Here is a 20,302-nt window from a genome sequence, read left to right on the forward strand (position 1 = left end):
ATTCGTGAAATCCACGGCAAATGCATTTCGTCTTTCCAGCGCGTCACAGCGCACGCGCGATTTCGTCCCACTGCTGTGCCAGCGTCTGGCGAAACGCCGGCGCGGCAATGTCGATCAGAGCGCGCGCCCGCGCATGCAGGGTCAGGCCGCGCAACGACGCCACGCCGTGTTCGGTCACCACATGATCGGCGGTGTGACGGGGCAGGGCGGTGAAGCCTGCGCCCAGCTTGGGTACGATGCGGCTGCGGCGAGCGTCCTCGGTGGTGGCGGGCAGGGCAATGATCGAACGCCCGCCGCGCGACAGGCTGGCACCGGCCACGAATGAGGGCAGGCCGCCCACGCCGGCCACCAGTTTGCTGCCGATCGAGTCGGCGTTGACCTGGCCGAACAAGTCCACTTCCACCGCCGAGTTGATCGCGCAGAAGCTGCGGATGCGCGCGATGCGGCGCACGTCGTGGGTCTCGTTGACCGGGCGCAACAGAAACGCTGGATCGCGGCCGACACGTTCGTAGAAGGCGGCGTCGCCCAGGGCCACGCCGGCCTGCACGCTGCCGCGCCCACGGATGGCGCCGGAATCCAGCAGGCCGAGCACCGGCGGCGACACCATGCCGGACCACACGCGCAGGCGGCGATGCGAGCGCAGCGAGGCCAGAATCGCCGCCTGCAGCTTGCCCACGCCGAATTCCAGCGTGTCGCCGTCCTGCACCAGCGCGGCCACGCGCGCGCCGTGCTTCAGCATGGCGGTATCGGGAACGCCGGCGTCGTAGGTGAGCAGGGGTTGCGGCGCCTCGAACGCGGCGTCGAAGTCGCTACCGCGCACGACAAAGGCGCTGCGCGTGCGTGGCAGGCTGGGATTGATATGCGCGATGCGCCGACGCGCGCGCGCCCAGATCGCCGGATGAAAATCGCAGCTCGCGCCCAGGCCGCAGATCCCGGCCGCATCCGGTGGGCTGACCTGGGCGATCGCCAGGTCGACGGTCACGTGTTCCGACAGGTCGCGAAAAATGCCCGGATAGTCCAGCGGCAAAAATTCGGCACGGCCGTCGGCGAGCCCGGGGCGCAGCCTGGGCGTCATGAAGTAGGCGCGCTGGCGGGCCTCGGGGTGCAGGCCCAGATAGTCCGTCGTGTTGATGCCGGGAAAGTGCACGCCCACAAAGCGCACGCCTGCCGCGGCCTCGGGCCTGGCGCGCAATGCTTCCGCAAAGGCCAGGCTTTCGCCGGACATGCCGGGCACGAACACGCTCATGCCCGGCTTCAGCGCCGCCACCACCGCTTCCACGCTGGACAGGTCCGGGGTGTTCACCGCACGGATGCGCGGACGATGGCCTGGCCGCCAATGGCGACGGTGCCGCGGTCGTCGACCGCTTCCAGGCGCAACCGATAACCGTCCGATTCGATCGCGTCCAGGTAAGCCCGGCAATGCAACGCGCGTCCAACCGGGATCACCGCCCCGAAGCGGGCATTGAACGCGCGCAAGGGATGTGCGCCGAGCGGGCCGGTCAGCAGCCGGCCCAGCAAGGCCATGCCCAGCATGCCGTGCACGATGACATCGTCGAATCCGGCCTTCTGCGCGAAGGCCTGGTCCAGGTGCAGTGGATTCAGATCGCCCGAAGCCCGCGCGTAGGCCTGCAACTGCTCTCGGGTCACGGGGCCGGTGTCGTATTGCGCGACCAGATCGCCGACCGCGGCCTGGGTCAGCCCGGTGCTCATGAGCGCGTCGCCGGGTTGCGCACCAGCACCACCTGGCGCGAGGTGCCGACCAGCTCGCCGCCGGCTTTGCGGATGGAAGATTCGATGACGATGAACTCCATCGCGCCGCCCTTCTTGTCGTAGAGGTCGGTCACCTTGCGCTGGACCTGCAGGGTGTCGCCGGCGCGGATCGGCGCGAAGTATTCGAACTGCTGCTCGGCGTGCAGCACCCGGCGCAGGTCCACCGACAAGGCTTCCAGGATGCGCCGCGAACTGTGGTTCTCGCCTTCGATCGCCTTCATGAAGGTGGGCGGGGCGGGCGCGTCGGCGGCGGCGTTGGCCTCGCCGACGGCAGCGCAAAAGTCGGCCAGCCGCTGCGCCGTCACCTCGACGGTGAAGGCCGGAAGCGAGTAACCCAGATGTGCACGATCGATGGCCATGGGAGTGAATGTCGCGGTATGTCGCTCAGGCCGCGGCCGTGTTGCGCCCGAGCAAGGTGCCAATCTGTGCCAGCGGTGCCAGCGCCGCTTGCAGGGCCGCGTCTGCGTTGGCGCAGCGGGCGCTGACGGCCGCGGGCCCAAGCTGCTGCAGCCAGCTGAACGGCCCGCCGGTGTAAGACGGAAACAGCCCCGCGTTGACCGCGGCCACATCGGCCAGATCGGTGGGCTCGGCCTTGCCAGCCTGCCAGCAAGCGAACGCAGCGGCGGCGCCCAGTAGCAGGCGCGTGTCCTCGTCGGCGTCGATGGCCTTGGCCTGCGCCTTGGCCTGGCGCAGACGCGCCAGCAACGCATCGTCGCCCTGTGCGAACGGGCTTTGCTCGCCCAGCAGTCCCTGCTTGGCGGCCCTCTGCCGGTTGAGGAACAGGCTGCGCACCATATTGCCGGCGACCGGATCGCGCATCAGTTCCACGAAGATGCGCATCTCGTGTTCGCCGGCCTCGGTCATCGGCAGAGACCAACCGCCGATCACGCAATCGACGATGGCCTGGTAGGCCGGGTAGTAGCGCCACTGGTAGTCGCTGATGCCGACCGCAGCGACGATGGCGCGGCGCGCGGCATCAGCGTTGCCGAAGTCGTAAGGCTGGCTATCGAACCGTGCGCCGGGTGCATCCCAGGGCGCCTGTGCGCGGCTGATGCCGAGCGCGCGCTGCTTTGCAGTCTCGATCAGATGGTCGGCCGGCACCATCGCATCGACCAGCCCGAGCGCCAGCGCTTCGGTCGGCGTCACCGGCTCGCCGCTGAGCAGCATCTGCAGTCCCTTGGCGGTGCCGATCAGGCGCGGCAGCCGCTGCGTGCCGCCAGCGCCGGGCAGCAGGCCCAGCTTCACTTCGGGCAGGCCGAGCTGAATCGCAGGATCGTCCGCCACCACGCGCTCGCGACAGGCCAGGCACACTTCCAGTCCGCCGCCCAGCGCCAGGCCGTTGATAGCCGCGACGAAGGGCTTGGGGTTGGTCTCCAGACGCCGGAACAGGCGGCCCAGATGCCCGAACAGCTGATGCAGTTCGGCGGTGCTGTCGGTGCGCGCCCGCTCGGTGAACATCTGGATCATGGCCAGGTCGGCGCCGGCCAGGAATGCCGGCTTGGCCGAGGTGAGCACCACCGCACGGATCCGATCGTCGCTTCCGGCGCGCGTCACCAAAGCTTCGAGCGAATCCATCATGTCGCGCGAGAACACGTTCATCGCGCGGCCGGGCATGTCGATGCGCGCCAGCAGCACGCCGTCGGCGTCGAGTTCGGTATGGAGGTTTGAATCAGTCTTTGAATCAGTCATTGGGCGTTGGGACACGGGCTGCGCCCGCTTTAGGCGTTAGAGGTCAGGCGTCGGTAGTCTGGTCGCGTGATTCGCTGCGCCCGCTTTTGCTAACGCCTGCTTCAAGCGCTTGGTCGTCAGACGAAGCGCTTGAAGTCCGGCTTGCGCTTTTCGTTGAAGGCCTTGACGCCCTCCTTGGACTCCTCGGACTGGTAGTAGCCCTTCACCGCGGCCACGCCCATGAAGCTGATGCCGCGGATGTTCTCGGAGTCGGCGTTGAAGCTGCGCTTGGCGATGGCGATGGCGGTGGGCGACAGCAGGTTGATCTCGGCGGCCCAGGCTTCGCACTCGGCGTCGAGGTCGTCGTGCGGCACGACCTTGTTGATCAGGCCCATGTCGAGCGCTTCCTGCGCCTTGTAGCGGCGGCACAGAAACCAGATCTCGCGCGCCTTCTTCTCGCCCACGGCACGCGCCAGATACGCGGTGCCAAAGCCCGGATCGACCGAGCCCACCTTGGGGCCGACCTGACCGAACTGCGCCTTCTCGGAGGCGATGGTCAGATCGCAAATGGTGCAGAACACGTTGCCGCCGCCGATGGCGAAACCCTGCACTCGGGCGATCACGACCTTGCGGCAGTCGCGGATCGCCGACTGCAGCTCCTCGATGGGAAAGCCGACCATGCCGCGTGGGCCGTACAGGCCGTCCTCGGAGTAATGCACTTTCTGGTCGCCGCCGGTGCAGAACGCCTTGTCGCCGGCGCCGCCGAAAATCACGGTGTTGACGCTCTTTTCCTCGTCCGCACGGCGGAACGCATCGATCAGTTCCTCCACCGTCTGCACGCGGAAGGCGTTGAACACTTCCGGGCGGTTGATGGTGATGCGGACCGCGTTGGCGCCGACTTCGTAGGTGATGTCCTTGTAGTTCGACTCATTGGCCATGGGGCTTCTCGGTGGGTTGGTGACCGGCTGATGGCTTCCGGCGGCAGGCATGCCGCGCCGGAAGCGATTTAGTGGTATGGAACCATACCATATCTTCCCTGCGTGATAGAGCGCTGCGCTCGGGTACGCAAGAGGCCCGGGCCCAGGAGCGCAAAGCCGCTCCATGGCATGCTTTCAGGCCACCGGCGGAACGCGCAATCGGCCGGCCAGAGGCGACTTTGCGCCTCGCCAACAGGAGACCGATCTATGAGCACGCCAGCAGCACCTGTCCAGATCGAATCCCGTGGCCCCGTCGACATCCTCACGCTGGCCCGGCCGCAGAAGCTCAATGCGTTGAACGTGGAGATGGCGCGCACCCTGCACGACTACTTCAGCACGGCGGCATCGCGAACACAGGTGCGTGTCATCGTCCTGCGGGCGCAGGGCAAGGAATTCTGCGCGGGTGCGGACCTGGATTCGGCGGTGTTTGCATCGACCGGGCCGGGACGCGCGCAGCGGCAGCTCGAACTGCAGCATCTGTACTCCGGGCTGATCCGGCACATGCGAGCTTGCCCGCAACCGATCATCGCGCTGATCAATGGCGCTGCCTGCGGTGCGGGATTCTCGCTGGCGTTGGCGTCGGATGTTCGCTACGCCGCGCCGGAGGCGCGCATGAACGCGGCTTATCTGCGCGTAGGGCTCGGCGGCTGCGACATGGGCGCGGGGTATCTGTTGCCGCGCCTGGTCGGTCTGTCGGTGGCCTCCGAGTTCCTCCTGACCGGCCGCTTCATGAGCGCCCAGCGTGCCCTGGCAGCGGGGCTGGTCAGCGAGATCGTGCCGGCGGAATCGCTGCTGGATACCGGCCTGGCCCTGGCCGAGGACATGCTCAAGGCCTCGCCGATGGGCCTGCGCATGACCAAGGACGCGCTCAATCTGGCCATCGACGCCGGCAGCCTCGACGCCGGCTTGGCGCTGGAGGACCGCCAGCAGGTGATCCTGCTGGGAACGGCGGACCATCAGGAAGCGGTGGCGGCGTTCAAGCAGCGCCGGCCGCCGCAGTATCGCGATCAGTGATGCGACTGCTGCGAACCCGTGCACGGCATTTGCGCGGCGCGGCCGCAGTGGGGTCAAGGCTTGCTCAGCGCAGCCGAATCAGTTTCTTGCCGGTGTTGCGCCCCGCATACACGTCCACCAGCGCCTGCGGCGCGTCCGCGATTTCGGTGCCGATGTCCTCGGCGTAGCGCAGGGTGCCGGCCTGGATCATGGCTGCTAGCTTTCGAGCGGTGTCGTCGTAGCGCTTGAGGTGATCGAAGATCACAAAGCCTTCCATGCGCAGGCGCCGGGTCAGGATCTCGCGGTCGTTGCGCAGGCCGGTGGGATTGGGCACCCAGGAGGCGATGGACAGGGTGCCGCACTGGATCACGCGGCCGAACAAGGCCATCTGGCGCAGCACGGTGTCGGCGATCTCGCCGCCGGTGTTGTCGAAGAACACGTCCACGCCCTTGGGACAGGTGCGCTTGAGTGCCGCTTCCAGCGGCTGCTTGTAGTTGACGAAATCGGCGTAGCCGAAATCCCGCAGGCACTGCTCGCCTTTTTGGTCGGAGCCGACGACGGCGACCGGTCGCGCCCCGGCCTGCCGGGCAAGCTGGCCGACGATGCTGCCGACGGCGCCAGCGGCGGCGGTCACCAGCACGGTTTCGCCGGCCTTGGGCTGGCCGATGTCGTGCAGTGCCAGATAGGCGGTGAGGCCGTTGATGCCGAGCAGGCCGGCGTTGGTGGACAGCGGCGCCAGCTCTGGATCGATCTTGCGCAGGATGCCGGCCGGCGTCGCCACGCAGTAGTCCTGCCAGCCGAACCAGCCGTAGTGGAACTCGTCGACGCTGACGCCGGCGCATCTGGACGCGATGACCTTGCCGACCGCCATGGCGCGCATGACCGCGCCGATGGGTACGGGCGGGGCGTAGTTGTTCTCGTCGTTGACGTAGCCGCGCTGGGCCGGGTCCACCGACAGGTAATGGTTTTCGACCAGGAACTCGCCGTCCTTCAACTCCGGCACCGGCGCCTGCACCAGTTCGAAATGCTGCGGCTGCGGGATGCCGACGGGACGCGACTTGAGGACGATCTGGCGGTTGTTCATGAGGGTTCGTGTGGAGGGGGAGTTGACTGGTTTTGCCACGGATTTCACGGATGCAAGCGGAAGGTTCCGACTCGCGTGCGAACCACCGTTGTGACCCCTGTCGCCACTGTGTTCATCCGTGAAATCCGTGGCCCATGCATTCGTCATTAGGTACCGAAGGTCAGATCAAAGGCGTCGCATGCCCTACCCAGTACGGCGCCTTGATCCGGTGCTTGAGCAGCTTGCCTGCTTCATTGCGCGGCAGGGTATCGACGAAGTCCACGCTGCGCGGGCACTTGTAATGCGACAGGCTGGCACGGCAGTGCGCGATCAGCGCGCCGGCCATGGCGGTGGCGCCCGCGGCCGGTTCGCGCAGTTGCACCAGCGCTTTGACCGCTTCGCCGTACTCGGGATGCGGCACGCCGATGACGGCCACATCCATCACCGCCGGATGCGCGGCCAGCAGGTTTTCCGATTCCTGCGGATAAATGTTGACGCCGCCGGACACGATCATGTGCGACTGACGGTCGGTCAGGTACAGATAGCCGTCCTCGTCCAGATAACCGATGTCGCCGAGGCTGCCCCAGCCGTCGGCATCGATGGTCTGGCGCGTCTTGTCCGGGTCCTTGTGATACTCGAAGCGGTTGCCGTTGCGCATCTGGATCAGCCCCGGCGTGCCCGGCGGCTGCAACTGCCCGGCGTCGCCGACGATGCGGATCTCGCAGCCGGCATCCGGCCGACCCACCGAGCCGGGGTGTTGCAGCCATTCGGACGAGCTGATGAAGCTGTGCCCCACCGATTCGGTGCCGGCGTACAACTCCTCCACGATGGGCCCCAGCCACTCGATCATCTGCCGCTTGATCGGTACCGGGCAGGGCGCGCCGAGATGAATCGCACAGCGCAGGCTCGACAGGTCTGTCGCCGTGCGCAGGTCTGCGTCGAGTTGCAGCATGCGCACGAACATGGTGGGCACGAACAGTCCGTGAGTGGCGCGATGCTCGGGTACCGCGCGCAGCACGTCCAGCGCATCGAATTTGCGAAACGCCACCACGGTGCCGCCGCAGCGCTGCACACACACCATGAAGCGACCGGGCGCGGCGTGATGCAGCGGCCCTGGATTGAGCAGCACGGTGTCGGCGTCGAAGCCGTAGCGGGACTGCAGCATCGCGTGCCGTCGCGGCGGCTGTTCCGGCGGCTCGGACGTCAGCGCAACGCGCACGCCCTTGGGCCGCCCGGTGGTGCCGGAGGAGTACAGCATCGACGGGCCGCGGTAGCGACCGGGCAGCGGCACGGCGGGTTCGCCTTGCATCGCCGGCTCGTAGGCACGGAACGGTGCCTGTGCGCCGTCGATCATCAGGTACTGCAGTCGCGGGCCCAGACGTTCGGCGACCGCAAGCGCGGTAGCGGCCAGGTGGGCGGTGCTGATCAGCAGCCTGGCGTCGCAGTTGTCGACGATGTAGGCGGCATCGTCGGCACTGGACAGGCTGCCGATGCAGGCATACACGAGGCCGGAGTTTTTCGCTGCCCAGATCAGTTCCGGATAGCGGATGTGGTTCTCCAGCAGGATTGCAATGCAATCGCCCTGGCGCAGCCCCAGTCGCGCGAACAGCTGTGCGGCGCGGTCGGCATGTTCCACCAGTTCGTCGTAGCTCAACGACTCGCCGGTGTCGGCCAGGTGCAGGGCGATGGCGCGGTGCCGATGCGGCGCCGCGGACGACGTGTGGAACCGCGGGTGCTGCAATGTCACGCCGCGACACCGCCGCAAGCGCAGCTCCGGGCGCGACACCCGCCACTGCAGGCGTCGCGCCGACGGGGGGTTACCTCAAACCGGGCAGCGGCGGCAGTGCCCGCGCCGGAGCGCCGTCCAGCGATCGCCCGAACAGGCCGGGGCGCTGTCCGCCGATGGAAGGTGTGCGCACCAGCAAGGCGTTGATCGGACCCGCGCCGACGTTGCCCAGCAACAGGAACAGCGACGGTGTGGCGTTCTGCACCAGTCCGCCGACGATGGGACCGCTGATGCTCAGCACTGGCTGCAGCAGCGGATTGGCGATGACGCCCAGCGAGGTCAGCAGCCGCGGCACCGCCTGGCCCAAGCCGCCGCCGACCGGCGCCGCCTGCGCCGAGAACGACGCCAGGGCCAGTGCGGCCACGAAGAAGGTTTTCTTGAAGCGCATTGCGAGACTCTCCAGTCGAAGTGGCGAAAATTCCGTCACGACTGAAGAACACGGCAAAGGTCTCGGAATGGTTTCGTAGGGGACCCTTACGATCAGAGTCCGGATGCGCAACCGGATGCGAATCGCTGGTCTTGCGTCCGGCGGCCGCGTGCAGATCTCACGGGTGCGCCCGCACCCGGGCGCGAGCTTGGGACGCGTGGCGTCACCCCGGCGAGGTTGCCGCAAAGACCGCCAGCAACAACGCCGCGCCTCCCGACGGAAGGCGCGGCGCCTGTGCCCTGCTCAGCGCAGGCCGGGCAGCGTGGCCAGGAACGGACGGTCCGCGAACCGCACGCGGTCCGGACGCCCGATCGCCGGGGTGGTGACCAGAAACGCATTGGTCACGCCACCGGTGAGATCACCCAGCAGCAGGAAGACCGGTGGCGCCGTTCGCACCAGACCACCGACCAGGGGGGCCGAGAACGCCAGCATCGGCTGCAGCACCGGGTCGGCCAGACGGCCGAGCGCGGTCAGCGCCGCCGGCGCGCTGGTGCCGAGGCCGGGAAGGCCCGGCGCCGCGTGCGCGGACACCGTGGCCAGCGACAGCGCCGCGGCGACCGCAAGTTTCTTGAACGTCATAGGTACTTCTCCTCGTTTCATCTACATGGGCCGCAAGGCCCGGTGGAAAGGTGCGCAGCCTGGGACCAAGCACCACGCCGGCAGCGGATTCTGCCGATCGTCATCTTTAATTGTCAGCCCGTCTCAACCGTGCATCGTCAGACCACCGGATACGCTGACAGTCTGACCGGTCATGAACGCGGCGTCGTCGCTGGCCAGAAACGCGACCAGTCCCGGGTAATCGGAGGGTTCGCCGATGCGGCCCAGCGGCACGCCGCGCACCATGGCGTCGCGAATCTTCTGGCCTTCCTCGCCGGTGCCGACAAACGCGTCCATGGCCGGCGTGTTGGTGGGGCCGGGACACAGGCAGTTGAGCGTCACGTTCTTGCGGGCCACTTCGCGCGCCAGGGCCTTGGCGAACGCAATCGTCGCACCCTTGGTGCCCGAATACACCACCTCGCCCGAGGAGCCCACCCGTCCCGCATCCGAGGCAATGAAGATCACCCGTCCGCCGCCGCGTTGCACCATGCCCTGCACCACGGCGTGGGTCATGTGCAGCGGACCCATGTAGTTGATGCTCACCACTTTCTGCCAGAAGTCCGGGGTGGTCTTGAGGAACGGGATGGGCTTGTCCCAGCCGGCGTTGTTGACCAGCGCCCAGGTGGGGCCGATCTTGCCCTCGATCTCTGCCACCGCGGCCTTCACAGCCTCGTAGTCGGTGATGTCGCACACCGCGGATTCGGCCCGCCCGCCGGCCGCCTTGATCTCCTGCACCGCCTTGGACGCGGCTTCGGCATTGATGTCGAGCACCCCGACGATCATGCCTTCCTCGGCCAGCCGCTGGGCGATGGCCAAGCCGATGCCGCTGGCCGCACCGGTGACCAGGGCCACCTTGTCCTTGAGTCCGCGCAAGTGATTTCTCCGTTTGAGACGTGTTGAGGGTAAGAGGTGATCTAACGTAGTATGGCACCATACTACTATGCTGGGCGGTGGACGCAAAGCCCATGATGCAGCGGCGCGATGCCCCTGTTGCCCCGTCGTAAGTCCGGGTTGGCAGCCGGTTTCAACCCGCTATTCTGGAAGCGGAACAATTGGGGCTGCCCGCGCTCGCAAGGGGCGGGGACGACCGGACCGGGCTGGCAAAAGGGAGCGTGCTGTGGATCGAACGCGGACATCGGACGCGGCTTTGGAAAGCGGAACCGGGTCCACCCTGCTGCTACTGCACGGACTGGGCGGCACCTGGCACATCTGGAAGCCGGTGCTGGACCTGCTGAGCGCCCGACACCGGGTGGTGGCGCTGACCCTGCCTGGCCATCTCGGCGGGCCGGCGCTGCCGGACGGTGTCGAGCCTTCCGTCGACGCGCTGGCCGACGTGCTGGAACAAGACCTGCGCGCACGCGGGATCGACAATCCCCATGTTGCGGGTAATTCCCTGGGCGGCTGGCTGGCGCTGGAACTGGCGCGGCGCGGCGTGGCGCGCTCGGTCACCGCGCTGTCGCCGGCCGGCGGCTGGACCACGCCGGAAGCCTACCGCCGGGTGGAAACCCCGTTCCGGCGGGTGTTCGCCCTGATCGCGGTACTGATCTTCCTGACCGCCTGGCTGCTGCGCTTTGCCGGCGTGCGCCGCGCCCTCAATAAGCAGGCGATGATGCATGGCGACCGCATGCCGCCCGACGAATTCCGTGGCGCCATGAACTCCCTGCGACGCACCGCCATGCTGCCGGCGCTGCTGACCAGCATGCGCGACAAGGGCGGTCTGCGCCCGCTGGATGCCGGCAGTACGCCGGTCACCATCGCCTGGTGCGAACACGACCAGGTGATTCCCTACGAAACCTACGGCAAGCCGATGCGGGACAGGGTCAAGGGCGCGCAGCACCTGATCGTCAAGGGCGTCGGCCATGTGCCGATGTACGACGACCCGCAGCAGGTGGCCGAGGTGATCCTTCAGACCACGGCCCGCGCCGAAGCGATGACGGCAGCGCCATGAATCTGATGGCGCTCAATCCGCTGGTGGCCGCCACCCTGCTGCAACGCAAGCAGGTGGCGCGCAAGGTCGCCGCTACCGAGCGTTTCCAGGAGCAGGTCGCGGTGCTGGCCCGGCAGATCGGACGCACGCCGGAAGACGTCGCCGCCGAAGCACGGATCGGGCTGGAAGAGATCGTCACCGTGCAGAGCCCGGCATTCGCCGCGGCGTTCGACTACGGTCTGGGGCCACTGCACACGCGGGCGTGGACGGTGGACGTCGACGAGACCGCGCTGGGCGAACTCAAGGCGCTCAACCAGCAGCATGCGCTGGTGTACCTGCCCACGCATCGTTCCTACGCCGATGCCTTCATCCTGTCGCGCCTGCTGCGCGATCACGGCATGAAGCGCAACCACATCCTGGGCGGCAACAACCTCGGCTTCTGGCCGCTGGGGACCATCATCCGCCGCAGCGGCGGCATTCTGATCCGCCGCAGCTTCCAGGACGACGAGGTCTACAAGCTGGTGGTGCGCGAATACCTGGCCTGGCTGGCATCGCAGCGCCTGAACCTGGAGTGGTACATGGAGGGCGGCCGCTCGCGCACCGGCAAGCTGCGCCCGCCCAAGTACGGCTTGCTGAGTTATCTGGTGTCGGCCATCGAGTCCGGCGGCGCCGACGACATGCTGCTGGTGCCGGTGTCGACCACCTACGACCTGATGCACGAGGTCAGCGTGATGGCGGCCGAAGAGGCCGGCGCCACCAAGTCCAAGGAAAACCTGCTGTGGCTGGCCGGCTATGCGCGCACCCAGCAGAAGCGCATCGGCACCGCCTACGTGCGATTCGGTGAGCCGCTGTCTTTGCGCGAAGCCCTGGCGCAGGCCGACGAGGAGGGCGGCGGCAAGTGGACCGTGGCCAAGATCGCGTTTGAAGTGTTCCAGCGCATCAACCGCTGTACGCCGGTGACCGCGCCGGCGCTGGTGGCCTTTGCGCTGCTGGGCATGCGCGACCGCGCGCTGACCCTGAGCGAGGTGCACGAGCAGGTGCTGCCGCTGCTGGACTACGCCGATGCACGCGGCCTGCCCAGCTCGCACCTGGAAAACCTGCGCACCACCGCCGGCGTGGACGACACCCTGCGCATGCTCGAAGGCAGCGGGGTGGTCAGCCGACACGAGGGCGGTTTGGATACGGTGTTCAAGATCGAAACCGGCCAGCACTCGGTAGCCGCGTTCTATCGCAACAGTGCGGTCCACTGGTTCGTCAATCGCGCGATTCTGGAACTGGCGCTGCTGGACGCCACCCGCGACGACATTACCGGCCCGCTGGAACGCGCCTGGGCGTCGGCCTTTGCCCTGCGCGACCTGCTCAAGTTCGAATTTTTCTTCAGCGACAAGGCGACGTTCCGTGAAGAACAGAAGGCCGAGTCGCGCCTGATTGATCCCAAGTTCCGCCAGCGCGTGGCAATCGCAAAAGACCGTCGCGAGCTGCTGATGACGGTGCCGGTGCTGATCGCCCACCGGGTGCTCACGCCGTTCCTGGAAGCCTATTTCATCGTGGCGGATCGCCTGGCCGCGCAACCGGTGGATCTCAAGATCGACAAGAAAGCCTTGACCGAGGAGTGCGTGAAAGTGGGGCGTCAATATGTGCTGCAGCAGCGCCTGCGCAATCCCGAGTGTGTCTCCCGCGAAGTCTTCGCCAACGCGCTGTCGCTGGCCGCCAACCGCGGCTTGCTCACGCCCGGGGCCGCAGATCTGGCGCAGCGCCGCCGCGAATTTGCCGACGAACTGGCTGCCGCCGTGCAAAGCGTGGCCGCCATCGAAGAACTGGACCGCGCCCGGCGCAGTGAAGGAGTGACCGCATGAACAGCGCACTGCAAACGGCGATCGATCGCGTACTGCAAGGACCCAAAGGGCCCAAGATCGGCGCCTTCTTCGATTTCGACGGCACCCTGATCGACGGCTATTCCGCCGCTGCCTATCTGACCGATCGCATCCGCCGCGGCGAGATGGGGCGCAAGCAGCTGGTGGACACCTTCAAGCTGGCCCGCAAGAAGGACCTGACCGACGACGAGTTCGCCACTGTCATCCGTGACGGCATCCTGGAATGGGCGGGTCAGACTGAAGAGGACATGCGCGCGCTGTGGCGGCGCCTGTGGCTGGCCAAGATCGGCAGCACTCTGTTCCCGGAAGGCTGGAAGCTGGTGCAGGCGCATCAGCGCATGGGCCATACGGTGGCGATCGCCTCGTCGGCAACGCGCTACCAGATCGAGCCGCTGGCCGAGGAGTACGGCATCCAGCACATCCTGTGCACCCAGGCCAAGCTGCGTAACGGGAAACTGACCGGCGGCATCGTCGGAGCGCCGGCCTGGGGGGAGGGCAAGGCGGCCGCGGTACGCCAGTTCGCGCGCGAGCAGCGCATCAAGCTCGACCAGAGTTACGGCTACGCCAACGGCAACGAGGACATCGCATTTCTGCGCAGCGTGGGCCACGCCACCGCAGTGCAGCCCAAGGAACTGCTGGAGCAGACCGCGAACGATGCCGGTTGGCCGGTCCTGCGCTTCGACAAGCGTCTGCGCGGGCCGGTCAAGGCGATGGCACGCACCGTCGGTGCCTACGGCGCGATGGGGCTGACCTTCCTGGCCGGGCTGGGGTACGCGCGCGCCACCGGCGACACGCGCAAGGCGGTGGATCTGATCACCTCGATGTCCAGCGACGCCGCGTTCAAGGTGCTCGGCGTCAAGGCCGAGGTGATCGGCGAAGAGCATCTGCGCGATCACCGGCCCTGCGTGTTCATCATCAATCATCAGAGCAAATTCGACATGTTCCTGATGATGCATCTGGTGCGCCGCGGCTTTACCGGCGTGGCCAAGGCCGAGGCACGCAAGGTGCCGGGCTTCGGCCGCTTCATGGAAATGGCGGAAGTCGCGTTCCTGGATCGCAGCAACTCGCAGAAGGCGGTGGACGCGCTCAAGCCCGCAGTGGATCGTCTCAAGAGCGGCCTGTCCGTATGCATCGCGCCGGAGGGCACGCGCTCCTGGACGCCGAAACTGGGGCCGTTCAAGAAAGGCCCGTTTCACCTCGCGATGCAGGCCGGCGTGCCGATCGTGCCGGTGGTGATCCGCAATGCCGGTGAGATCATGGGCCGCAACGACCAGACCATGCGCTCCGGCACCATCCAGGTCGCAGTGCTGCCGCCGGTGGACGTCAGCGCCTGGAAAGTCTCCGAGATGGCGGAGCGGATCGACGAAGTACGTCAGCGCTACGTGCAGACCCTCGAGAACTGGCCCGACAAGAAATCCAAGGAGGCCTCATGAGCCGACCGATGCGGGTCACCGTCCTGGGCGCGGGTTCCTGGGGAACCACGGTGGCGTCAGTGGCCGCGCGCAATGCACAAACGCTGATCTGGGCGCGCCGCACCGACACCGTCGACGAGATCAACCGCGATCAGCGCAACAGCCAGTACCTGAAAGACCTGCCGCTGCATCGCAACCTGCGCGCCACCGCCGATCTGGACGAGGCACTGCACGACTGCGACGTGCTGGTGATGGGCGTGCCCTCGCACAGCTTCCGCGACACCCTCAAGCAGGTCGCGCCGCGGGTGCGACCCTGGGTGCCGGTGGTCAGCCTGGCCAAGGGCCTGGAGCAGGGCACCCAGCGGCGCATGACCGAAATCATCCACGAGGAACTGCCGGGTCATCCGGCCGGGCTGCTCGCCGGGCCCAACATCGCGCGCGAAGTGCTGCAAGGCATGGCTGCCGCCGCGGTGGTGGCGATGCCGGATGAGCGCATCGCCTGCGCCCTGCAGCCGCTGTTTTCCAGCGCGGTGTTTCGCGTCTATACCAACACCGATGTGATCGGCTCCGAGCTGGGCGGACCGTTGAAGAACGTCATCGCCATCTCCGCCGGCATGGGTCAGGGTCTGGGCGTGGGCGAGAACACGCGCGCCATGGTGATCACCCGCGGGCTGGCGGAGATCACCCGTCTGGGCGTCGCGATGGGCGGTCGCGCCGAGACGTTCTCCGGCCTCACCGGCCTGGGCGATCTGCTCACCACCTGCATGAGTCCGCTGAGCCGCAACCGCCAGGTCGGCGAACAGTTTGCCGCCGGCAAGACCACGGCCGAGATCGTTGCCTCGATGAATATGGTGGCCGAAGGCATCAAGACCAGCAGCGTGGTGATGGAACTGGCCGCGCGCTACGGCGTGGACATGCCGATCGCGCGCGAAGTGGCTGCCGTGGTCAGGGGCGACCACGGTGCGGTGCAGGCTTTCCGCGGACTGCGCAAGCTGGCGGCCGGTGCGGAGCAGGAGTCGGGTTGAACTTTTTTCTGCCACGGATGCACACGGGTGAAGCATCACAGGATTTCTCGATCGGCGACGAGCCGCGGTCCGGCCGCGTTGCGTGCTCCCCTCTCCCGCAAGCGGGAGAGGGGCTGGGGGTGAGGGCCCCGCCGACGCCGCAGCACCTGGCTGAGCGGCCCTCACCCCGGTTGCTGAGCTTCGTTGCTAATCACGCAGGATTTTGATCCGTGTTCATCCGTGTGATCCGTGGCTAATGGTTCCTTCTAAAAAATGAGCGAGCAAATGGGCAAAGCTGAACCGATGGAAACCGACCTGCTGGCCGAACTGCGCGAGTGGGGTGGCCCGGCCGAGATGAGTGCGTTCGAGGCGGTGATGTGGCGTGCGGAAGTCGATCCGCGCCTGCGATCAACGACCACCTCGGTGCTGTTCCTGGACCAGACGCCGGACTGGGATCGCGTGGTGGCCGGGCATCGCTGGGTGACCCAGGCGGTGCCGCGCTTTCGTCAGCGCGTGGTCGATCCGGCCTTTGGCGTCGGCAATCCGGTGTGGGTGGAAGACCCGGATTTCAATCTCGACTACCACCTGCGCCGCGTGCGTCTGCCCGAACCCGGCAGCGAGCGGCAGTTCTTCGATCTGGCGCAGAACCTGGCGATGACGCCGTTCGACAAGGCGCGCTCGCCCTGGGAGGCGACCCTGGTGGAAGGCCTGGAAGGCGGCCGCGCCGGCTACGTGCTCAAGCTGCATCACGCGACCTCCGACGGCCTGGGCATCATCCAGTTGCTGTCGCGGGTGCTGGGCAAGCAGCGTGACGAGAGCGATCGCCCGCGACCGCCGTGCGAGGAGCGCAGCCGGCGTGCGCCCACGTCGACCCAGGTCGCCCGCCAGCAGTTGCGCAACAGCCTGTTCGCATTGCCCTCGGAGGCAGCCGGTAAGGTTTCCACGATCACCCGCTCGCTCGGACGATGGCTGCGCGACCCGGAGGCGGCGCAGAAGGGGCGCGAATACCTGGCCTCGGCCAAGCGGGTGCTGGGTACTAAACCGGTGCCCGGTTCCGGGCTGTTCAAGAAGCGCAGCCTGTCGTGGCGCTTTGATGGCATCGAATACCCGCTGACGGATTTCAAGGCCGCGGCCAAGGCCGCGCAGGGCTCGCTCAACGACGTGTTCCTGGCGGGGCTGGTCGGTGGCTTCAGCCGCTATCACCAGGAAATGGGCGTCACCCTGAACCAGATGCCGATCGGTTTTCCGATTTCGCTGCGCACCGACAACGATCCCATGGGCGGCAACAAGTTCGCCGGCAGCCAGTACGCCGCGCCGCTGGACATCGACGATCCAGTCGAGCGCGTGCGCCACATCCAGCGCTTCGTCAGGGACACCCGCGCCGAGGCGGCGCTGGACATCATGATCCGCATGATGCCGGTGGTGACGCGCCTGCCGCTGGCGGCGATCACCGCGATGACGGCGGACTTCACCGCGGCGCAGGATGCGCAGATCAGCAACGTGCCCGGCATACCCTACCCGGTGTACATGGCCGGCGCCGAGATCACCCACTTCTGGCCGTTCGCGCCGGTGCCTGGCTGCGGCATGATGATCGTGATGATGTCGCACAACGGCCGCTGCTGTATCGGCATCAACAGTGATCGCGCCGCGGTCACCGAGCCGGAGCTGCTGATCGAATGCCTGCGCGCCGGCCTGGATGAAATTATCGCCCTCGGCAAAAAGCGGTAGCCCGGGTGCAGCCCCGGGCCGTGGCTGGGCGTGGGACGCACTGGGCATGTGGCACACAACCCCGGGCTGCGCCCGGGCTACAGGTGCTGGATGAAATCCTCGCCCCAGGCAAGAAACAGTAGCCCGGGTGCAACCCGGGATTCACCAAGCCCAAGGATCAACTGAGTGAACTCATGAATCACAGCGAAGGCCGCTTCAAGGGCAAGAAGGACGTTGAAATTTATTGGCAGAGCTGGCAGCCGACCTCGCCCAAGGCGCTGGTGGTGCTGGTGCACGGCCTGGGCGAACACAGCGGACGCTATGCGCACGTGGCCGAGGCGCTGGTCGGCGCCGGTTGTGCGGTCTACGCCATCGATCATCGCGGACACGGCAAGTCCGGTGGTCCGCGTGCATTCGTGGATCGCTTTGCCCACGCGGTCGAGGACATCGATCACCTGGTGGACCTGGCACGCCGCGAGCAGCCGCGTCTGCCGACCTTTCTGCTCGGCCACAGCATGGGCGGCGCCTTGTCGCTGAGCTATGCGCTGAAGAATCCCGGCAAGCTGTATGCGCTGATGCTGTCGGGTCCGGCAGTGGCGCTGGACGGCGCGCCGCCGATGATGAAGCCGATTGCCAAGTTCCTGTCGATGGTCGCGCCCAGGCTCGGCATGTTCGGCATCGATCCCAGTCTGGTCTCGCGCGACCGGGACATGGTTGCGGCCTATGCCAGCGACCCTTTGAACGCGCACGGCAAGGTGCCGGCGCGCACCCTGGGTGAGATCGTGAACTTCGTGGAGATACTGCCGGCGCTGCTGCCGGCGCTGCAGTTGCCGCTGCTGGTGATGCACGGGCAGGACGACAAGCTGGCTGGCGTCGCCGGCAGCCAGATGGTCATCGACAAGTGCGGTTCCAAGGACAAGACGCTCAAGGTCTATCCGGGGTTGTACCACGAGATCTTCAACGAGCTGCCGGCCGATCGTGCGCTGGTGTTGCAGGATATGACCGACTGGATCGGCGCGCGCGTCAAAGCCTGAATCAGAGTGCCGATCGACCCGTCGGCGCAAGCGCCGGCAAACGCGGGGCTTTGTGGCGTAACTTCTTCAGCCGATAGTCGAGCTGGGCGCGCGTCAGTCCCAGTAGCGCGGCGGCCTGGGTGACATTGCCCCGGGCCTTGCCGATGGCGGCCAGCACCGCGCGGTCTTCGGCTGCATGCAGGGTCAGGGTGCTGTCCTCCACCAGCCGGCGGGCGAATGCGTCGAGCACGTCGGCTTCCGGTCTCTGCGAGCTGGGCACCAGGGCGCCGCCCTGGTCGAGCTGCATGAGATCGCCTGCGGGCAGGGCCTGACGGGTCGCGAACAGGTGCGCGCGCTCCAGCGGACGGCCCTCGTCGGCCAGGATCACGCCGCGTTCGATCACGTTCTCCAACTCGCGCACATTGCCGGGCCAGCGATAGGCCAGCAGCGCGGCCAGCGCCTGCGGACTGATACCGGGCAGCCGGCGCTCGTGCATCTGCGAGTAGCGCGACAGGAAGTGACCGATCAGCAACGGCAGGTCGTCGCGTCGTTCGCGCAGGGGCGGAATCGTGATCGGAAAGACGTTGAGCCGGAAGTACAGATCCTGGCGCAGACTCTGCTGCGCCAGGGCCTCGTCGAGATTGACGTTGGTGGCGGCGATCACCCGCACATCGGCTTTGCGCGTGCGGGTGCTGCCCAGGCGTTCGAACTCGCCGGACTGCAGCACGCGCAGCAGCTTGCCCTGCGCAGTCAGGCTCAGGGTGGCGATCTCGTCCAGAAACAGCGTTCCGCCGTCGGCCATCTCGAAGCGACCGGCGCGCGAACCGGTGGCACCGGTATACGCTCCGCGCTCCACGCCGAACAGCTCGGCCTCGATCAGGGTGTCGGGGATCGCCGCGCAGTTCACCGCGATGAAGGGACGCTCGCTGCGCCGGCTGCGGTCATGTACCTCGCGTGCGAACAGGCTTTTGCCGACGCCGCTTTCGCCAAGCAGTAACACCGCCGCGGGCGTCGGCGCGACGCGATTGATCTGGTGCAGGATGGTGCTGAACGCGGTCGACCCGCCGACCGGCGCATCGCTTGCGCTGCCGCGAGGCGGGTCGGGCAGACTCGCCACCGCCGCGCGGGCCTGCCGGAGCGGACGGCCGCGACGGCCGGCGGTTTCGACCTGTGGCGCGCTGGGCAGAGGCTGCAGGTAGCGCAGATCGGTTTCGGGGTCGTCCCAGTCCTCGACCGGCTTGGCCACCGCGCGACACTGCGCGTGTCCCTGCGCGCGGCACTCCACCTCCCGCACCAGGATGCGTTTGCCCATGAACGCGCTGGCGTAGCCGGAGGCGTAACCCGCAAGCATCCAGCAGGCGCTTTGGCTGTCCAGCTGCGAGTCGGCGGACGGGCGTTCGTCCTCGAACGAATCCTTGAACAGGAATTCGCTGTAGAGCTCGCCGGCGGCGGTGTCCATGTGGAATTCGAGCAGCTCGATTTCCGCCATGCCCTTGAGCGCGTGCAACTGCGGGCCGACGCTGAAGGCTTCGAACAGGCTGGCGTCGCCGCGCGTGGACTTGGCGAGTTCGGCGTCGCGGCTGCCGCTGACATAGCCCATGCGCGTGATCAGGCCGCGTGCGTTTTCCACGCCGGCAATCGCAATCAGCTCTGCACGCAGATCGCAGTAGGCCTCGGTCGGTAGCAGCACCATGCGCCGGTCCTCCAGCCAGATGCGACCGTGGTCCGGCGAAAAATGCAGGCGCTCCGCGATGTCCTCGATCTGCGGAAAGCGCAGTTCGGCCGCGTGGCGGGTGGATATGCGTCGCGATGTCGCCAGTGGCGCACCCGCGAGCTTGGGTCGGGAGCGTTGTGGGGAACGATGCGGGTCAGGCACGGGGCAGCCCTCCTGCGCTGGCGCGCTTTGCATCAAATGATGAGAACGCTTTTGCATGTTTATGAATTTGATTAAAGCATGGTCCCGACGAAGTCGTGGTGCGTCCGGCGTGATGTGCCGCATTTCGAGCGAATGCCCCGGCAATACATACAGATGCGCGACCGGCAGGAACACGGGCGCAGTCGCGGACGCGCATGGCATGAGCCTT

18 protein-coding genes are annotated in these 20,302 nt (G+C 67.1%); 7 read left to right on the plus strand and 11 right to left on the minus strand.

Going from position 1 to position 20,302, the window contains the following annotated elements; translation table 11 throughout:
• Window positions 1-43: 43 nt before the first annotated feature.
• The 5 genes from ACOOHP_RS16960 to ACOOHP_RS16980 all read right to left on the minus strand — a co-directional run bounded on the left by ACOOHP_RS16960 (window position 44) and on the right by ACOOHP_RS16980 (window position 4,376).
• Window positions 44-1,303, minus strand: coding sequence for an acetyl-CoA hydrolase/transferase family protein (locus ACOOHP_RS16960; RefSeq protein WP_420467667.1), 1,260 nt, complete (start codon window positions 1,301-1,303; stop codon window positions 44-46).
• Complete coding sequence (locus tag ACOOHP_RS16965) at window positions 1,300-1,710, minus strand: MaoC/PaaZ C-terminal domain-containing protein (protein ID WP_420467668.1); 411 nt, start codon at window positions 1,708-1,710, stop codon at window positions 1,300-1,302. Before ACOOHP_RS16965 ends, ACOOHP_RS16960 begins: the two co-directional genes overlap by 4 nt.
• Window positions 1,707-2,129 carry an FAS1-like dehydratase domain-containing protein gene (locus ACOOHP_RS16970; RefSeq protein WP_420467669.1) on the minus strand — a complete coding sequence of 141 codons (423 nt, stop codon included), beginning with the start codon at window positions 2,127-2,129 and terminating at the stop codon, window positions 1,707-1,709. The genes ACOOHP_RS16965 and ACOOHP_RS16970 overlap by 4 nt, the downstream gene beginning before the upstream one ends.
• 25 nt (window positions 2,130-2,154) lie before the next feature.
• On the minus strand, window positions 2,155-3,459 hold the full coding sequence (locus ACOOHP_RS16975) for an enoyl-CoA hydratase-related protein (RefSeq protein WP_420467670.1): 1,305 nt from the start codon (window positions 3,457-3,459) through the stop codon (window positions 2,155-2,157).
• Between the two features lie 116 nt (window positions 3,460-3,575).
• Window positions 3,576-4,376, minus strand: coding sequence for an enoyl-CoA hydratase-related protein (locus ACOOHP_RS16980; RefSeq protein WP_420467671.1), 801 nt, complete (start codon window positions 4,374-4,376; stop codon window positions 3,576-3,578).
• Window positions 4,377-4,622: 246 nt separating this feature from the next.
• On the opposite strand from ACOOHP_RS16980, the gene ACOOHP_RS16985 reads away from it, so the two are divergent.
• Complete coding sequence (locus ACOOHP_RS16985; protein ID WP_420467672.1) at window positions 4,623-5,429, plus strand: enoyl-CoA hydratase/isomerase family protein; 807 nt, start codon at window positions 4,623-4,625, stop codon at window positions 5,427-5,429.
• A 64-nt stretch (window positions 5,430-5,493) separates the two neighbouring features.
• On the opposite strand, the gene ACOOHP_RS16990 is transcribed toward ACOOHP_RS16985, so the two are convergent.
• From ACOOHP_RS16990 to ACOOHP_RS17010, 5 genes are all read right to left on the minus strand, one after another.
• Window positions 5,494-6,492, minus strand: coding sequence for an NADP-dependent oxidoreductase (locus ACOOHP_RS16990; protein ID WP_420467673.1), 999 nt, complete (start codon window positions 6,490-6,492; stop codon window positions 5,494-5,496).
• 160 nt (window positions 6,493-6,652) lie between these two features.
• Window positions 6,653-8,218 carry an AMP-binding protein gene (locus ACOOHP_RS16995; RefSeq protein WP_420467674.1) on the minus strand — a complete coding sequence of 522 codons (1,566 nt, stop codon included), beginning with the start codon at window positions 8,216-8,218 and terminating at the stop codon, window positions 6,653-6,655.
• Between the two features lie 70 nt (window positions 8,219-8,288).
• Window positions 8,289-8,645, minus strand: coding sequence for a hypothetical protein (locus ACOOHP_RS17000; protein WP_420467675.1), 357 nt, complete (start codon window positions 8,643-8,645; stop codon window positions 8,289-8,291).
• Between the two features lie 282 nt (window positions 8,646-8,927).
• Window positions 8,928-9,263: a hypothetical protein gene (locus ACOOHP_RS17005; RefSeq protein WP_420467676.1), complete on the minus strand. Its 336-nt coding sequence runs from the start codon at window positions 9,261-9,263 to the stop codon at window positions 8,928-8,930.
• A gap of 123 nt (window positions 9,264-9,386) precedes the next feature.
• Window positions 9,387-10,154, minus strand: coding sequence for an SDR family NAD(P)-dependent oxidoreductase (locus ACOOHP_RS17010; RefSeq protein ID WP_420467677.1), 768 nt, complete (start codon window positions 10,152-10,154; stop codon window positions 9,387-9,389).
• A 274-nt stretch (window positions 10,155-10,428) separates the two neighbouring features.
• On the opposite strand from ACOOHP_RS17010, the gene ACOOHP_RS17015 reads away from it, so the two are divergent.
• The 6 genes from ACOOHP_RS17015 (at window position 10,429) to ACOOHP_RS17040 (ending at window position 18,239) form a co-directional block, all read left to right on the plus strand.
• On the plus strand, window positions 10,429-11,229 hold the full coding sequence (locus ACOOHP_RS17015; RefSeq protein WP_420467678.1) for an alpha/beta fold hydrolase: 801 nt from the start codon (window positions 10,429-10,431) through the stop codon (window positions 11,227-11,229).
• Complete coding sequence (locus ACOOHP_RS17020) at window positions 11,226-13,064, plus strand: 1-acyl-sn-glycerol-3-phosphate acyltransferase (RefSeq protein ID WP_420467679.1); 1,839 nt, start codon at window positions 11,226-11,228, stop codon at window positions 13,062-13,064. The genes ACOOHP_RS17015 and ACOOHP_RS17020 overlap by 4 nt, the downstream gene beginning before the upstream one ends.
• Window positions 13,061-14,515: an HAD-IB family hydrolase gene (locus ACOOHP_RS17025; RefSeq protein WP_420467680.1), complete on the plus strand. Its 1,455-nt coding sequence runs from the start codon at window positions 13,061-13,063 to the stop codon at window positions 14,513-14,515. Before ACOOHP_RS17020 ends, ACOOHP_RS17025 begins: the two co-directional genes overlap by 4 nt.
• On the plus strand, window positions 14,512-15,519 hold the full coding sequence (locus ACOOHP_RS17030; RefSeq protein WP_420467681.1) for an NAD(P)H-dependent glycerol-3-phosphate dehydrogenase: 1,008 nt from the start codon (window positions 14,512-14,514) through the stop codon (window positions 15,517-15,519). The genes ACOOHP_RS17025 and ACOOHP_RS17030 overlap by 4 nt, the downstream gene beginning before the upstream one ends.
• 264 nt (window positions 15,520-15,783) lie before the next feature.
• Window positions 15,784-17,226 carry a wax ester/triacylglycerol synthase family O-acyltransferase gene (locus tag ACOOHP_RS17035; RefSeq protein WP_420467682.1) on the plus strand — a complete coding sequence of 481 codons (1,443 nt, stop codon included), beginning with the start codon at window positions 15,784-15,786 and terminating at the stop codon, window positions 17,224-17,226.
• 173 nt (window positions 17,227-17,399) lie between these two features.
• Complete coding sequence (locus tag ACOOHP_RS17040) at window positions 17,400-18,239, plus strand: lysophospholipase (RefSeq protein WP_420467683.1); 840 nt, start codon at window positions 17,400-17,402, stop codon at window positions 18,237-18,239.
• Between the two features lies 1 nt (window position 18,240).
• On the opposite strand, the gene ACOOHP_RS17045 is transcribed toward ACOOHP_RS17040, so the two are convergent.
• On the minus strand, window positions 18,241-20,094 hold the full coding sequence (locus tag ACOOHP_RS17045; protein ID WP_420467684.1) for a sigma 54-interacting transcriptional regulator: 1,854 nt from the start codon (window positions 20,092-20,094) through the stop codon (window positions 18,241-18,243).
• Window positions 20,095-20,302: the final 208 nt, after the last annotated feature.

Origin of the sequence: Panacagrimonas sp., from assembly GCF_965216805.1 — a bacterium.
In the GTDB taxonomy this organism is placed as follows: Bacteria; Pseudomonadota; Gammaproteobacteria; order Nevskiales; family Nevskiaceae; genus Panacagrimonas.